This is a genomic window from Prevotella sp. C0209C1, from assembly GCF_056583855.1.
In genome coordinates, this window is sequence record NZ_JBWPJP010000007.1 from 36,345 (window position 1) to 51,259 (window position 14,915).

Sequence of the window (14,915 nt, forward strand, 5' to 3'; positions counted from 1 at the left end):
TATAAACAACCTATATTATTATGTAGATATTATTTCTTTTATAGCTTTAAATAATTTCTGTATCTTTGTAACGTGAAAATTTCACTGCTTTTCACACACTATTATATATAAAACAGAAAAAGATATAAAACAAAAAATGAAAGTTTGCATAGCAGAGAAACCAAGCGTGGCACGCGATATAGCACGCATTTTAGGAGCTACAACACTAAAAAACGGATACCTTGAGGGTAATGGATATCAGGTAACGTGGACATTCGGACATCTATGCGAACTGAAAGAACCCAATGATTACAATAACAAGTGGAAACATTGGAACCTGAGTTCCTTACCTATGATACCCTCTAAGTTTGGAATAAAACTAATAGAAGATGACGGAATAAAAAAGCAATTCTCCATTATAGAAAAGCTATATAAAAACGCAGAAGAAATAATCAATTGTGGTGATGCTGGGCAAGAAGGAGAGCTTATACAGAGATGGGTAATGCAAAAAGCTGGTGTAACATGCCCTGTGAAACGCTTATGGATATCATCTATGACTGATGAGGCCATACGCGAAGGGTTTCAAAATCTGAGAAATCAAGACCAATATCAATCACTTTACCTTGCAGGTTTAGCTCGCGCCATAGGAGATTGGCTCTTAGGAATGAATGCTACACGGCTATATACCATTAAATATGGCAATAATCACTATGGCAAAAAGCCTCAAGTACTTTCCATAGGAAGAGTGCAAACACCTACACTTGCACTAATTGTACAGCGACAAAAGGAAATAAACAATTTTAAGCCACAACCTTTTTGGGTGCTTGCTACGATATATCGTAATACTCTTTTTACTGCAACAAAAGGCAAGTTTACATCAAAAGAAGAAGGAGAACAGGCGTTTTCTACCATAGAAGGTAAACCTTTTGAGGTAACTAACATTACCAAGAAAAAAGGAACCGAACAGCCTAAACAACTATACGACTTAACTTCACTGCAAGTAGATTGCAACAGAAAGTATGGCTATTCTGCCGAAATGACTCTCAATCTTATCCAGTCTTTATACGAAAAGAAGATTACTACCTATCCCCGCGTAGACACACAATACCTATCGGAGGATATATACAAAAAGTGTCCGCAAATAATGAATGGCATCTTCCAAACTAAATTTGCAAACATAGCACCTTACAAAGAGCTTGTAAAAGCACTAAGCGGAAAAGATTTGCCTAAGACTAAACGAGTTTTCGACAACACTAAGGTTACCGATCACCATGCTATAATACCTACAGGAGTTATCCCACGGGGGCTATCAGATGCAGAACGCAACGTTTTCGATCTCATTACACGACGCTTTATTGCAGCTTTCTACCCCGAATGTAAATACTCTACTACTACCATCGTTGGTAAAGTAAACTCTATAGAATTTAAAACTTCAGGTAAAGAAATACTCAAACAAGGCTGGCGGGTATGCTACGCCTTAAACAACAAAGAAGATAATAATAAAAAAGAAGACGAAAACGATGATAATACAAAAGATAAAGTAGAAGAAAAAATACTACCTACATTTACAAAAGGAGAACAAGGACCACATAAACCTACCCTAACAGAGAAACAGACTATGCCCCCAAAACATTACACAGAGGCTTCTTTACTCCGTGCTATGGAAACTGCGGGCAGGTTAGTAAACGACGATACACTACGAGCAGCTCTAAAAGAAAACGGCATAGGACGCCCATCTTCACGGGCAGGAATTATAGAAACTCTCTTTAAACGCCATTATATTAAACGCAAAAGGAAAAACCTCGAAGCTACTCCCATAGGTATAGCACTCATTGATACTATAAAAGAGAAGCTATTAACATCTGCCGAACTTACAGGGATATGGGAGAAAAAACTTCGTGATATAGAAGCTAAAAAATATGATGCAGCAATGTTTATTAACGAACTAAAGGAACAAATTAACACCATTGTGTGCGATGTGCTTTCAGACAATAGTAACAGAAAGATAACACTCAACGACTAACGATATGATAAACATTCCTAAAGACTTTGAAGAATATACACGCATCTTAATGGGAGAAGAGCTATATCGTACACTAATAAAAGGCTTAAAGCAAGAAGATTGCCCTACAACTATTAGGATAAACCCCTTCAAACGATGTGCTGTAAATATGGATTTAGTAAGTAATAACGTGCCTTGGTGTAAAGACGGATATTACCTAAAGGAGCGCCCTACGTTTACTTTCGATCCGCTTTTCCATGCTGGAAGCTACTATGTACAAGAAGCCTCGTCAATGTTTATTGACCATATCATAAGACAATATATACACTATCCTGTAACAGCTCTCGACCTATGTGCTGCTCCGGGTGGTAAAAGTACATGCGCACAGTCAGCCTTTCCTATAGGAAGCACGCTAATTGCCAATGAGCCTATTACTAAACGAGCACAAATATTATCAGAAAATATCCTGAAATTTGGACATTCTCAAATAGCTGTAACTAATAATTTCCCTAAAGATTTTAAAAAGACAAAGCTCCTTTTCGATATCATCATAGCCGATGTTCCATGCTCTGGAGAGGGTATGTTCCGCAAAGATCCCAAAGCAATAAGCTCTTGGAGCAAGGAAAATGTAAAGAAATGCTGCCAGCTACAACGCTCTATCATTAAAGACATTTGGGACAATCTTAAGGAAAGAGGTTTCCTTATATACAGCACTTGCACATTCAATTCACTTGAAAACGAGGAAAATGTAGCGTGGATAATAAAGGAATTAGGCGCAAAACTATTACCTATACACACAGAAAAAGAATGGAACATTACAGGCTCTCTAATAGGAAATCCGCTTAACGGAGCAGATTCCACAGCACAGCAATTCCCTGTTTACCGCTTCTTACCTGGCAAAACGCTTGGAGAAGGACTATTTATCTGCTTACTTCAAAAGACCAAACCAGGACTAAATCCTATACCCTCTAATAACATATCATTATTACAAAAAGACTACTTTCGTAAGGCTTTAAAACCTTTAAAGCTATTAGCTTATGGCGTTAATGAGCCTGAAGAGAAAGGTAAAAATAAGATTCCTCATATTAGTCAGGCTCTTATGAAAGATGCTGATAATAGCCTTTACCCCACTATAGACGTAAGCTATCACACTGCTATAGCCTATCTTAGAGGCGAAGCTATCACTTTAAGCCATGACATTCCTCACGGAATAATACTCCTAACATATAAAAACCAGCCTTTAGGATATGCCAAAAACATTGGAAACAGGGCTAACAACCTCTATCCACAAGAGTGGAGAATAAGGAGTACATACGTTCCTAAGGAACCTAACATTATTTTATAACGTATCATTAATAACAAAACATACAATGAAACAATATCAAGACCTGCTCAAACGCATCTTAAAAGAAGGAGTAAAGAGAGAAGATCGCACAGGCGTAGGTACTCTTTCTATCTTTGGACATCAAATGCACTTTAATATGGAAGATGGCTTTCCTTTGCTAACTACAAAAAAGCTACATCTAAAAAGTATAATATACGAGCTACTATGGTTTCTTAAAGGAGACACTAACGTAAAGTATCTACAAGAACATGGTGTAAAAATATGGAACGAATGGGCAGACGAGAATGGCGATCTTGGCCCCGTTTATGGGCATCAATGGCGCTCATGGCCAGATTATAAAGGAGGAAGCATAGACCAAATAAAAAACGTTTTAGATATGATAAAGCACTCACCTTCCTCACGCAGAATGCTTGTTACGGCATGGAACCCTGCCGAAGTAGACGAAATGGCTTTACCTCCCTGCCACTGTCTTTTCCAGTTTTATGTTGCAGAAGGTAAGCTCTCTCTACAGCTATATCAACGTTCTGCTGATACTTTCTTAGGTGTACCATTCAATATAGCCTCATATTCGCTTTTACTACACATGATGGCACAAGTAACGGGGTTAGAGGTAGGCGAGTTTATACACACCACAGGCGATACACACATATATCTAAACCACCTCGAACAAGTAAAGCTACAGCTCACACGCACACCTCGACCACTACCAAAGATAATCATTAACCCTGATGTTAAGGATCTCTTTAGCTTCCATTACGACGATTTCAAGATAGAAGACTACAACCCTTACCCACACATTCCGGGCACAGTGGCTATTTGATAGTAGTTACTATACATAAAAAACATTACACTCTTATAATATGCAAATATCTATTATTGCTGCCATAGCAGCTAACAACGCCATAGGATATCAGAACAATTTGATATATTACATTAAGGACGACCTTAAACGATTCAAAGCTCTTACAACGGGAAACACCATTATCATGGGTCGTAAGACATACGATTCGCTACCTAAAGGAGCACTACCCAACCGCCGTAACATAGTGTTAAGCAGAGAAAAAAAATATCTCCATAATTGCCAAGTGTATTCTTCTTTGGAAGAAGCACTCTCATCATGCAAAGAAGATGAGCATGTTTTTATCTTAGGAGGAGTGTCGGTTTATGAAAAGGCTTTGCCCTTAGCTAAAGAGCTTTACCTGACAGAAATAGAGGCAACACCAGAACATGCTGATGCCTTTTTCCCACTGTTTGACCGCTCACAATATAAAGAAACTTTCGTAGAAGAGCATAAGGCTACCCATGAACACCCTGCTTTCAGATTTGTAAACCTCAAAAAGAAATAAGCTATAGATAATGCCTTAAAAGAAAACATTTCCTTTACAACAGGCAGACGGCTCAGCTTTTATGCTGTATCTCCTTTAAAGGCTTCATGACAAAGTCGCGCTCATACATCTTAGGATGAGGCACGGTGAGGGCTGTAGTGTTAATATTTATATCATCATAAAGGAGTATATCTATATCCATAGTGCGGTCAGAATACTGCCCATTAACCGACTTTTTTATACGCCCCAGCTCTCTTTCTATAGACTGTGTTACAGCCAATACCTCCCAAACGGAAAGACTTGTTTTTACCTTTACACAAGCATTAAGAAAAGTATTTTTGCTTTTAAACCCCCAAGCCTTTGTTTCATAAAAAGAAGATTGGCAGATAACATCGCCAATCTTCTTACTTATCTTGTCTATAGCTGCAAACATCAGCCCCTGCTTATCACCAAGGTTAGTACCTAAAGCAAGGTATGTTATATGTGTTTTAATCATCAAGTATCAACATAGAATCGCCAAAACAGCCAAACATATATCCGTTCTTAACAGCCAAATCGTATGCCTGCATGATAAGATCATAACCTCCAAAAGCAGCAGTCTCCATTAAAAGAACAGAATAAGGGTGATAAAAGTTTACTAACATGGAATCTGCCAAGCCAAACTTGTAAGGAGGGAAGATAAACTTATTAGTCCAGCCATCATATTCCTTTAACAATCCGTCCGTGCCTACTGCTGTTTCGCAAGCCTTAACCACACTTGCACCAACGGCACATACCTTATGAATAGCTTTCTTAGTGCTATTTACCACAGCACAGGCTTCTGCATTGATATGCATCTCTTCAGAATCCATCTTGTGTTTGGTAAGATCCTCCACCTCTATATCATGAAAACTGCCCAAAGCACAATGAAGCGTTATAAAGGCACTCTTTATACCTTTTATCTCCATCATCTTCATCATATGCTCTGAAAAGTGGATATTAGTGCCAGGAGCAGACACTGCACCCTCGTTTTTAGCAAACACCGACTGGAAATATTCTAAATCGTCCTCAGTGGCATGGGCAAAGTCTTCCCCCTCTTTCTTTGGACGATTGTCTATAATATAACGTGGTAATGGTGCCTCACCAAGCGAGAAAAGCTCACGCTTAAACTCATCATGATCGCAATCATAAAGGAAGCGTAGCGTACGGCCACGTGATGTAGTGTTATCTATTACCTCAGCAACCATTGTTCCCGATTCATCAAAAAACAACTTATTGCCTATACGTATCTTGCGAGCAGGCTCTACAAGGACGTCCCACAAGCGCATATCAGCGTTTAACTCACGAAGTAAGAACACCTCTATCTTGGCGTCTGTCTTTTCCTTTGTGCCATATAAGCGGGCAGGAAACACCTTTGTGTCATTAAAGATAAAAGCATCGCCATCATCAAAATAGTTGAGCACATCGCGAAAACGTATATAATCCTCTTCCTTAGGCTCGCCTGTAACCTCGCCTTTAAACATGTCTATTTTGCCCGACTTGCGATGAACTACCATTAATCTCCCCTCATCACGACGCACTACAGTAAACTTCTGCTCGCTACCATCTGCACGTTTTAATATACGCTCTGAAGAATGTGGATAGAGAGCCACCTGATCTTCTGGTAAGCTGAATTTAAATTGTGAAAGCTTCATATTCTTTTGTTTATTCTTTTTCTATTGTTTGACTACTTAACCACTTATCAAAATTGTCATAATCGATACAGTCGTCTATATTAATTGCACCTACCCGCACTCTGCGCAATGACCTTAGATAAGCACCGCTATGTATAAAGCGACCAAAGTCGCGTGCCAAAGCACGAATATAAGTACCCTTACCACAAACTACCCTTATGGTAATCTGCATCTTATAAGAATCGAATGATTGTAATTCTATCTCATCTATCTGAACCGTTTTTGGCTTTAGCTCCACCTGCTGACCATCACGACGAAGAGTGTAAGCACGCTGTCCTGACACTTTCACCGCACTATACGTAGGCGGCACCTGCTGTATCTCGCCCACAAAGCTCTGCAAAGCATCTCTTATAAGCTCCTCTGTAATATGAGCTGTTGGGAAACTCTCGTTCTCTTCATGCTCCATATCGTAACTATCAGTGGTAGCTCCTAACTGCAACGTAGCTACATACTCCTTAGTATGCGCCTGCAAAGACTCTATGAGCTTTGTCTTTCTACCCGTTGCAAGTATCAACACCCCCGTTGCTAAAGGATCTAAAGTGCCTGCATGACCTATTTTTACCTTGCCATCATTTACCTTACTGCAAAGGTAACGTATATGAGCCAACGCCTTAAAACTGGTTATACCATACGGCTTATCTATCGGAATAATAACCCCTTCTGTAAAATTCATATTTCTTATAAGGTGATAACAAATAATATTACTCTTACTCTATCATATTAAGATTAACACCCATTGCTAACAATATCAGGATAATACCACCCACTATGATACGATACCAGCCAAACAGACGAAAACCATACTTTGTAAGAAAACTAACAAACCACTTCATAGCCAGTAACGCTACTAAAAAAGCTATTACACACCCAAGTGCTAAAACGGTAAGGTTATGAAAAGTAGCCCACTGAGTGCCATGCTTTAACAAGTCGTACAAATCGAGCAATGTAGCAGCTGCCATTAAAGGAACAGCTACAAAAAAAGAAAACTCTGCTGCATGCTTACGCGTCAAGCCGCTTGCCATACCTCCCACTATAGTAGACATAGAACGGCTCATACCCGGCAAAACCGACAAACATTGGAACAGACCTATACAAAAAGCACGCCTTACATTTACCCTGTTCTCTTGCCTACCTTTATTAAAAAGCCTATCGCAAAAAAGCATAAACACACCGCCTAAAACTAACGTTACTGCCACCACAGAGACAGAATCTAATAGCCAATCGAGCAAACCACTCTTCTTAGCTAATAAGCCTACCACACCTGCAGGAAGACAGCCTATGAAAAGCAGCCAATAAAACCTAAAGAAACGCAATAATGAAGACCCTCTTTCTTTATCGACACACGATACATGCTTAAAACTAAAAAAACGTTTCCAATACAAACATACTACAGACAAGATAGCACCAAACTGTATTATGAACGTAAAAGCATGAACAAAAGGATCGCCTTGCTTAACACCTAAAAGACTTTGGGTTATAATCATGTGCCCCGTAGATGATACAGGCAAAAACTCTGTAATACCCTCTACGATAGCTATAATAATGGTTTGAAAAATAGTCATTAATGCTCTTTGTGCTTTTTAGGTTTATACAAAATAGCACCTATTATAGAAACAAAACCTATAAAGGTTACTATTGGAGCTAACGTGATGCGACGGAAGCTGAAAATGCTAACGTTAAAAAAATGCTCACCTGAACCACTTCCACTCATTAAGATAAAGCCTATCACCACTATTGCCACACCTATGGCAAGCAAAATAAAATTAGCCTTATCGAAAGCAAAATTCTGTTTTTCCATATTGTAAAAAATGTCTTATTCTTATTTCTATATTTTATATAAATCGCCTGCCTTCATACGCAAGAAACGATTAACTGACAACGCTGAACACAGCGTAGCTATAAAAATGCCAAAGCACAACATTATAAGCGCCGTAACAACTAACGTATCCCATGAAAGCACCTTGCTTATCTCTGGCTCATAGCTATACAAAGAGAGAACACAGCCTCCTAAAACCACTATGGCTATCAAAGCAGACACAAAGCCCTGCATAATGGCACGCTTTAAGAAAGGAGCACGGATATAACCCCACGAGGCTCCCACAAGCTTCATGGTATGAATGGAAAAACGACGCGCATAAACGCTTAGACGAATAGTGTTGTTTATAAGCGAAAAAGACACTATGGTCAGAAGTATTGCTATAACCGATAACACTATACCTACCTTGCCCAAAGTGTTATTAACACTCTCTACCAAGTCTTGACGATAAGTAACATCGCTAACACCACGATAAGACTTTAGACGCTTTGATATCCAGCTTATAGAGTCGTTATTAGCATAATCGGCTTTAAGATTAACATCTATCTCACTGGTAAAAGGGTTTTGCCCTGCAAACTCGGCAGGATTTGCACCAAGCTCCCTCGTACCATCTGATAGTGCCTGCTCCTTACTTATATAATTAGCCACACTGGTAAACCTTTCGCCCTTAACCTGCTCGTAAAGAGTAGCAGCTGCCTGCTCGTCTATATCGGGCTGAAGAATCATTGTAACGCTAAGATTTTCCTTTACAAAAGAGCTTAGATTGCTACTGGTAAACACCGTAAGTACCACCATTCCTATTAATATTAACACCATTGCAGTACTAATACAAAGGGTTACAACCTGTAAGCTATGCTGCCTGCGTACTTGCTTTCGCTTTTTTACCATATTATTAAAAAAAATACAATACAACAAATTTTCTACAAAGTTACTGGAAAATAAAATAAGGACAAAAGATTTTATATTTTATTTACGCTATTCATAAGAAAAGCTCACTCTGAGGGAAAGATTATAAACATACCCTTTTGTCTTAAAACATATTTATATTACCTTTGCCTACACAATATTTTTTCAAAGCAATATGAGTACTATTATTTACCCCTCACCCATCTTTGGACCTGTACATAGCCGCCGATTAGGCATTTCGCTCGGCATAAACCTCTTGCCTGCCGATGGCAAAATATGCACCTTCGACTGCATATACTGCGAGTGTGGATATAATGCTCAGCGACACACCTCGTCACCACACCCGCCAAGAGCATTAGTGGCTGAAAAGCTCGAAGAGAAACTAAAAGAAATGAAAGCTAACAGCTACGCCCCTGACGTGCTAACCTTTGCCGGCAACGGAGAGCCTACATCGCACCCACACTTTTATGAGATTATACAAGACACCATCAGCCTAAGAAACATATATTGCCCAACGGCAAAAATATCTGTCCTTAGCAATTCCACTTTCATTCACCGACCAAAGGTACACGAGGCATTAAGAATGGTAGATAACAACATCTTAAAGCTCGACACCATTAACACCGAATGGATAAAAAAGGTAGACCGACCCACAGCACCATCTTATAACGTAAAAAAAATAATAGAAAACATGAAAGCCTTTAAAGGGAAACTGATAATACAAACCATGTTCCTTAAAGGATATAACGACCAAGGGGAAAACATTACTAACACCTCTGAAACATTCGTAAAGCCATGGCTCGAAGCCGTCGAGGCTATTGCACCTAAGGAGGTGATGATATACACCATAGAGCGCGAAACACCTGCATCGCACCTAAGAAAAGCCTCGCACGAAGAGTTAGACGCTATATGCGAAAGAGTAAAATCGTTAGGAATAGCCTGCCAAGCATCTTACTAAAAACCCCATAAAGCATAGGCTATTAAAAAACTTACCTTACTACCACCCAAAAGCAAAACACCTGCTTTTGCCTACACAAAAAGGACAGAAAAGAAAGGAAAAGATAAGAGGCAGGAGAGAAAAATAAGCTATTTTTAGTGTATTTTTAACCTATTTTTGTTAGAAAAATAATTTATTTTTCCTTCCCAATCATCTCCTTTTTACCAAAAAAGGCTATATTATATATAGAAAAAAAATTACATTTTATAGCTTCTAAAGCCATGCCCTTTCTTACCTACTTTACATAAAAAAGAAGCCTCCCTAAAGTTTTCCGCCTACCTTTATACCAATAAATAACAGCCTAAAAAACAAATAATTAGGTGAAAATATAACAAATATCTTAAAAAACTATAATTCTTGGGGGGGGGGGAGAAGAATATGCCTTTTTTAGAAATAAAAGTATTACCTTTGAAGAGGAAAAAGAGATCAAAATAATTAATATGTTTTGGCGCGCGATGCCAAACAAGAAAGGAAAAAGTAATGAAAAAAATGTACGAAAAGCCAGTCGCTACAATTTTAAGAATGGAAGACTCTATGCAGATAATTTGTAGCTCTGGGGTTGAAAACAAAACAAAAATCAAAGTAAATCCGTGGGAAAAACATGAGGAGACTGATGCGAACGGAGAGTCAGAAGCAATAGATGAATTCCCTGACTGGCTAAGCGGAAAACCTAAACCTTAAAAACATAATATCTTTTATAAAAACACACACACGGTAACAAAACATTATTAAAGCAAATGAAACACTTTTTTTTAAGCTATAAGGCTATTACCGCTGCCCTTACAATATCCCTGGCAGCTATTACAACATCTTGCTCACAAGATATAGATAACAGCAACGCTTCGCTTAAAGGCAACAAAGCAGAAAGCTCTAAGATAGTAAAGCTAAGCTTTGGTCCCAGCACACGAGGCACTATGTACGACGAAATATCACAAATGGCAGACAATGCTACCTTTGGCGTATATGGCTATGCACGTAAAGACGGCAGCCCTATAAGCACAGACCCTAACTTTATTAACAACGGCAGCGCAGAGAAGAAAGACGGTATAGTGCGTGTAGGCGGCAAAGTGGCTACATATAAGGACAACATGCCTAAGGTAAAGATAGCTGCCGTATATCCTAAGCTCGAGGGCAACGCCTTTACAAGGACAGGCGAAAACACATACACCCTTACCTACGCCTTACAAAAGGACATGTCTACACAACAAGACTTGCTAATAGGTGAGGCTCCTGAGTTTACCATAACAAGTGAGAACAGCAAAAACGACGTGATAGATGGTAAACAGACTGTAAACATGCATCATGCCCTTACAGCTATCAACTTTGCCATTGGCGACCGCGTACCTACTGGTTATACCATTGAGGGCATTCGCCTAACAAATCTATATACCAAAGGTACCTGCAAGGTAGACTTATCGCAGACCACTGACGCAGAGCGTTTCACATGGGAAGACCTTAGCGAGAAAAAAGATGTGTATATTATAACAAACCACATCACCACCACACAGAGAAACAGAACCCAGTTTACCGGGCTAAAAACAGACAACAAGTACGACAACCTTACCATCTTCATGATACCACAACCGATAAGCAAAGACGCCATAGCAGAGGTGATACTAAAGAAAGATGGAAAAGAATATGTGAGCGTAAGAGATGAAAAAGGTCAAAAAGTAACACCCGAAAATGATACAAGGGTAAAAATTAAACGTATAACCATTCCTCTTAAAAGAAAAGATGGCAAACCATATCAAGCAGGTGAGGTGGAAAAATATTTAGTGAATAGCCTGATAAACAAGACAAACGAAGAAGATGCTAATATACAAATAGAAATAGTAGATCCAAACAACTACGAGAATACTAGCAAAACTATACAACCTAATAAAGAATCTTTTTGCAAAAAAGACGGGGAAAAACAAAATACATATAATTTGTTTATAAATTGCTATCGATACGCAGTTAATACCGATAAAACAAAGAAGCATTTTAATCATGCAATAATAGCTTCTAATACTTTTACTATAAAAAGTATAGAGTATAAGACATATAATAAAAATACAAAAAAAAGCGATTATACACAATTATCAGGAGAAAACGTAAATTGCGTAACGTGGAAGATTACAAAACAACCTAAAGGAGATGACACAATAGGCTCTTTTAGCTTAACTTTTGACCCTTCAAAGTACCCAATGGTTGAAGATAAACCGAAAAAAGGTGTAGAACAAAAACATAAATTCGGCACAAAGGATATGGATAAGTTCAGAATAACTTTAGTAGCAGATGGTTTTGAAGGTAAAAATGAAAAATTAGAAATATTTTGTAAAGATTATCCTAAATAATATCGCAATAACTCTAATAGCTGACATCAGGCAAACAGCTAAGCGGTAAGAAAAGAAAGCGCAACGCCACGTAATGATATACGTAAGGCGTTGCGCTTTATCTTTGCTTATGCGTAGAGCTTTAACATAGAGCAGGCTTAATAAAGCAAGAGCTTTAGAACGGCAAGCCTATAGCAAGGTGTAAGGCTTGCGCATCACGGAAAGAAGAGATGTTATAAAAGCCTGCTTTACCCGTAGGGTAAGGCACATGGAGGCCTACACCCCAGTCGAGCCTAATCATAAAATAGCCTATGTCGTAACGAAGCCCCACGCCTGTGCCTACACCTATCTGTGTAAGCATATTAGGGAAGAGGAGCTGCCCCAAAGGGCGTTCTGCCTCGTTATGCAAGGTCCATACGTTACCCGCGTCAAGGAAGATAGCCCCATAAAGCTCTCTAAAGAGGTGAGGACGATACTCTATGTTAGCCTGCAGCTTTACGTCCCCCGTCTGCTCTACATAAGACGAGGCTACCGACTTAGAGCGGTATCTGCCCGGTCCTATCTCACGCACATTAAAGGCACGTATGCTGTTAGCTCCGCCTATATAAAACTGTTCCGTATAAGGAGCAGCCTCACTGTTGCCATATACCCATATTATGCCTGCATTAAGATGGGCAGCAAGCGAAGAGAGCTTAGACAGCTGCCAGGTCTTAGTAAAGTTAGTTTCCACTTTAAGAAATTGTGCATACGGGTTTTTAAACATCTTTTTATTGCTCTGCTGCCACCTCTTCCCTGCTGCCATATATCCTAAGGAGAGTATGTTAGACGCCTCGCTCACCGTAGTCCACCACTTTATAGGGTTGGCATAGCTGCTACTGCTCATATAAGTGTATTGGAATTGCATCTTAGGTATAAACTGGTCAGCCATAGATATTTTAAGATATGGCAAGTCGTCTGTCATGCTGGTATATGCCTTTGTGGTAGCATTCATATATTCGTAGGTTAAGGTAAGGGGCGAGAAGGTAAACATGCTTTGCTCGGTAGGTTGCCACTGATAGGTAAAATCGGCAGAAGCTACATGACGGCGAAAGTATCCGGCACGGTTAATTACGGCAAAAGACGCCTTTACCGTAGTAGATGGTGTGGAAAAGAAAGCCCTCTTACCTCTTTTCTTAGCAAAGGTTATAAATGTAGGGGTTAAGATGCGTGGATATTGTATGCTTGTTTCCAAGCCATACTCATAGTTGTCTAAGCTAAAAGTGGCATTGCTGTTACTCCGAGCCGTCGACCACGCATAAGAGCCATGCACATTTACGTTAAGCAGTTCGCCTGCTCTAAAGGCATTGCGCTTGGTAAGTCCCACTACAAGCTCTGGCCCGTAACGCTGATTTGTCTTACCCTTTCCGTATGCTTCCACAAAAAAGCTATAGGGCTTATCAAACACAGCGTCTACGTTTAGGTTAAGCACCTTGCAGGTATCTGTAGCGTCTTTTGGCGAAAAGGTAAAGGCAGCCGTCTGAAAGATACCCGTAGAGCTTAGCTTTTGCCTGTAACGCTGCATCTTCTCATAGTTGTATATTTCGTTTTTCATATCCTCCACCTCGCTACATAGCAAGCGTGGGTGTAGCTGTGGACGCTTACCGTTATAGTTTATAGTAAGGCTCCCGTAGTGCTTATGCTTAGCTAAGGGCTCTTGATAGTCGTGGCGCAGATTTATGGTAACATCTCCTATATGCCACTGTCGTAAGGCTTTGCTGCTCACAGAGTCGGCTAACTGAAGACGAATGTTAGCTCTGCCGCTCACCTCGGCGGTGTCGGCAAGGTAGCTTGCGTTGTTGTTTTGGTAATAGTAGTAACCATTGTCTTTAAAGAGCAGTGTGATGCGTTGTCGCTCTTTTTCTAAAGCAGCAACATCGAAAGGAGAGCCTTTTTTTATTTCAGACTGCTGACGGCTTGCCGCTATGAGCTTGCTCATCTGAGCAGGGAAGTTAGTATAGCTTATGCTATCTATAGTCCACAAGCGTCCCATGCTAACGTTATATCTTAGCTTTACCTTCTTCTTATTGCTTTGCTGTATAGCATCATAGGTTATCTTACCATCAAAATATCCTCTTTTGTTAAGCAGATTCTCTCCCACTTTCACCCTAAGCTCTGGTGTTACGGTGCTTAATGTTACCGGTGTAGAACCAAAAGTCTTTGTTATCCAGCGGCTAAAGCGTGTGGTGTCGTTAGCAAAGGCGTTCCATATCCATAGCCCTATAGGGAAAGGCGAGCGTATAGATGGGCTTCCAAGCAGAGAGCCGTTAGGCTTAGAGGCAAGGACAAGGTCAAGCTCTTCTTGTACATTATAGAAATGGCTGTTCTTGGTGTAGTTATCATATTGTGTTTTCAGCATTCCTGTGTATAGCTGCTGGTCGTCGCGAAGCCCTGACGTGGTGCTACAAGCCGAGAGCATTAACACGGTAATGATAAGGAGAGGATACTGCTTTTTTAGCTTTTTTATATTCATACGTTTCAT

14 protein-coding genes are annotated in these 14,915 nt (G+C 39.7%); 7 read left to right on the forward strand and 7 right to left on the reverse strand.

All coding sequences use genetic code 11. The features are described from left to right. The first annotated feature begins 136 nt into the window (after window positions 1-136). Genes AC1DCD_RS03095 through AC1DCD_RS03110 form a run of 4 tightly spaced genes read left to right on the forward strand, consistent with a single transcriptional unit; the run spans window position 137 to window position 4,672 of the window. The gene (locus tag AC1DCD_RS03095) at window positions 137-2,002 is read left to right on the forward strand and encodes a DNA topoisomerase 3 (RefSeq protein WP_464640370.1); all 1,866 of its coding nucleotides are present in this window, start codon (window positions 137-139) and stop codon (window positions 2,000-2,002) included. Window positions 2,003-2,006: 4 nt separating this feature from the next. Continuing rightward, complete coding sequence (locus tag AC1DCD_RS03100) at window positions 2,007-3,326, forward strand: methyltransferase RsmF C-terminal domain-like protein (RefSeq protein WP_464640368.1); 1,320 nt, start codon at window positions 2,007-2,009, stop codon at window positions 3,324-3,326. A 25-nt stretch (window positions 3,327-3,351) separates the two neighbouring features. Next, window positions 3,352-4,146 carry a thymidylate synthase gene (locus tag AC1DCD_RS03105; protein ID WP_464640366.1) on the forward strand — a complete coding sequence of 265 codons (795 nt, stop codon included), beginning with the start codon at window positions 3,352-3,354 and terminating at the stop codon, window positions 4,144-4,146. A gap of 40 nt (window positions 4,147-4,186) precedes the next feature. Continuing rightward, window positions 4,187-4,672: a dihydrofolate reductase gene (locus AC1DCD_RS03110; RefSeq protein ID WP_464640364.1), complete on the forward strand. Its 486-nt coding sequence runs from the start codon at window positions 4,187-4,189 to the stop codon at window positions 4,670-4,672. Window positions 4,673-4,724: 52 nt separating this feature from the next. Here the strand turns inward: AC1DCD_RS03110 and folK are convergent, their stop codons facing one another. The 6 genes from folK to AC1DCD_RS03140 are packed head-to-tail and all read right to left on the reverse strand — an operon-like array spanning window position 4,725 to window position 9,067. After that, on the reverse strand, window positions 4,725-5,147 hold the full coding sequence (folK, locus tag AC1DCD_RS03115; RefSeq protein ID WP_008449363.1) for a 2-amino-4-hydroxy-6-hydroxymethyldihydropteridine diphosphokinase: 423 nt from the start codon (window positions 5,145-5,147) through the stop codon (window positions 4,725-4,727). After that, the gene (locus AC1DCD_RS03120) at window positions 5,140-6,324 is read right to left on the reverse strand and encodes an S-adenosylmethionine:tRNA ribosyltransferase-isomerase (protein ID WP_019035601.1); all 1,185 of its coding nucleotides are present in this window, start codon (window positions 6,322-6,324) and stop codon (window positions 5,140-5,142) included. Before AC1DCD_RS03120 ends, folK begins: the two co-directional genes overlap by 8 nt. Before the next feature lie 10 nt (window positions 6,325-6,334). Continuing rightward, entirely contained in the window at window positions 6,335-7,036 is a 702-nt protein-coding gene (gene truB / locus AC1DCD_RS03125; protein ID WP_008449368.1) for a tRNA pseudouridine(55) synthase TruB, read from the reverse strand. Window positions 7,037-7,070: 34 nt separating this feature from the next. Next, window positions 7,071-7,925, reverse strand: coding sequence for an undecaprenyl-diphosphate phosphatase (locus tag AC1DCD_RS03130; RefSeq protein WP_036854420.1), 855 nt, complete (start codon window positions 7,923-7,925; stop codon window positions 7,071-7,073). Further along, window positions 7,925-8,161 carry a DUF3098 domain-containing protein gene (locus tag AC1DCD_RS03135; protein ID WP_008449341.1) on the reverse strand — a complete coding sequence of 79 codons (237 nt, stop codon included), beginning with the start codon at window positions 8,159-8,161 and terminating at the stop codon, window positions 7,925-7,927. Before AC1DCD_RS03135 ends, AC1DCD_RS03130 begins: the two co-directional genes overlap by 1 nt. Window positions 8,162-8,188: 27 nt before the next feature. Further along, on the reverse strand, window positions 8,189-9,067 hold the full coding sequence (locus tag AC1DCD_RS03140) for a cell division protein FtsX (protein ID WP_036854417.1): 879 nt from the start codon (window positions 9,065-9,067) through the stop codon (window positions 8,189-8,191). 193 nt (window positions 9,068-9,260) lie between these two features. On the opposite strand from AC1DCD_RS03140, the gene AC1DCD_RS03145 reads away from it, so the two are divergent. The 3 genes from AC1DCD_RS03145 to AC1DCD_RS03155 all read left to right on the forward strand — a co-directional run bounded on the left by AC1DCD_RS03145 (window position 9,261) and on the right by AC1DCD_RS03155 (window position 12,418). Then, complete coding sequence (locus AC1DCD_RS03145) at window positions 9,261-10,043, forward strand: radical SAM protein (RefSeq protein ID WP_036854416.1); 783 nt, start codon at window positions 9,261-9,263, stop codon at window positions 10,041-10,043. 573 nt (window positions 10,044-10,616) lie between these two features. After that, window positions 10,617-10,763, forward strand: a complete 147-nt coding sequence (locus tag AC1DCD_RS03150; protein WP_464640360.1) for a hypothetical protein — start codon at window positions 10,617-10,619, stop codon at window positions 10,761-10,763. Window positions 10,764-10,819: 56 nt separating this feature from the next. After that, window positions 10,820-12,418 carry a hypothetical protein gene (locus tag AC1DCD_RS03155; protein ID WP_464640358.1) on the forward strand — a complete coding sequence of 533 codons (1,599 nt, stop codon included), beginning with the start codon at window positions 10,820-10,822 and terminating at the stop codon, window positions 12,416-12,418. A 154-nt stretch (window positions 12,419-12,572) separates the two neighbouring features. On the opposite strand, the gene tamL is transcribed toward AC1DCD_RS03155, so the two are convergent. Further along, on the reverse strand, window positions 12,573-14,915 hold the full coding sequence (tamL, locus tag AC1DCD_RS03160) for a translocation and assembly module lipoprotein TamL (RefSeq protein WP_464640356.1): 2,343 nt from the start codon (window positions 14,913-14,915) through the stop codon (window positions 12,573-12,575).

Excerpts from the sequence above, each read along its gene's own strand:
- AC1DCD_RS03135 (WP_008449341.1), bottom strand. The coding sequence starts at position 8,161 with ATGGAAAAACAGAATTTTGCTTTCGATAAGGCTAATTTTATTTTGCTT.
- AC1DCD_RS03110 (WP_464640364.1), top strand. The coding sequence starts at position 4,187 with ATGCAAATATCTATTATTGCTGCCATAGCAGCTAACAACGCCATAGGA.
- AC1DCD_RS03095 (WP_464640370.1), top strand. The coding sequence starts at position 137 with ATGAAAGTTTGCATAGCAGAGAAACCAAGCGTGGCACGCGATATAGCA.
- AC1DCD_RS03155 (WP_464640358.1), top strand. The coding sequence starts at position 10,820 with ATGAAACACTTTTTTTTAAGCTATAAGGCTATTACCGCTGCCCTTACA.
- AC1DCD_RS03100 (WP_464640368.1), top strand. The coding sequence starts at position 2,007 with ATGATAAACATTCCTAAAGACTTTGAAGAATATACACGCATCTTAATG.
- AC1DCD_RS03105 (WP_464640366.1), top strand. The coding sequence starts at position 3,352 with ATGAAACAATATCAAGACCTGCTCAAACGCATCTTAAAAGAAGGAGTA.
- tamL (WP_464640356.1), bottom strand. The coding sequence starts at position 14,915 with ATGAAACGTATGAATATAAAAAAGCTAAAAAAGCAGTATCCTCTCCTT.
- AC1DCD_RS03150 (WP_464640360.1), top strand. The coding sequence starts at position 10,617 with ATGCAGATAATTTGTAGCTCTGGGGTTGAAAACAAAACAAAAATCAAA.
- AC1DCD_RS03130 (WP_036854420.1), bottom strand. The coding sequence starts at position 7,925 with ATGACTATTTTTCAAACCATTATTATAGCTATCGTAGAGGGTATTACA.
- AC1DCD_RS03140 (WP_036854417.1), bottom strand. The coding sequence starts at position 9,067 with ATGGTAAAAAAGCGAAAGCAAGTACGCAGGCAGCATAGCTTACAGGTT.
- folK (WP_008449363.1), bottom strand. The coding sequence starts at position 5,147 with ATGATTAAAACACATATAACATACCTTGCTTTAGGTACTAACCTTGGT.
- truB (WP_008449368.1), bottom strand. The coding sequence starts at position 7,036 with ATGAATTTTACAGAAGGGGTTATTATTCCGATAGATAAGCCGTATGGT.
- AC1DCD_RS03120 (WP_019035601.1), bottom strand. The coding sequence starts at position 6,324 with ATGAAGCTTTCACAATTTAAATTCAGCTTACCAGAAGATCAGGTGGCT.
- AC1DCD_RS03145 (WP_036854416.1), top strand. The coding sequence starts at position 9,261 with ATGAGTACTATTATTTACCCCTCACCCATCTTTGGACCTGTACATAGC.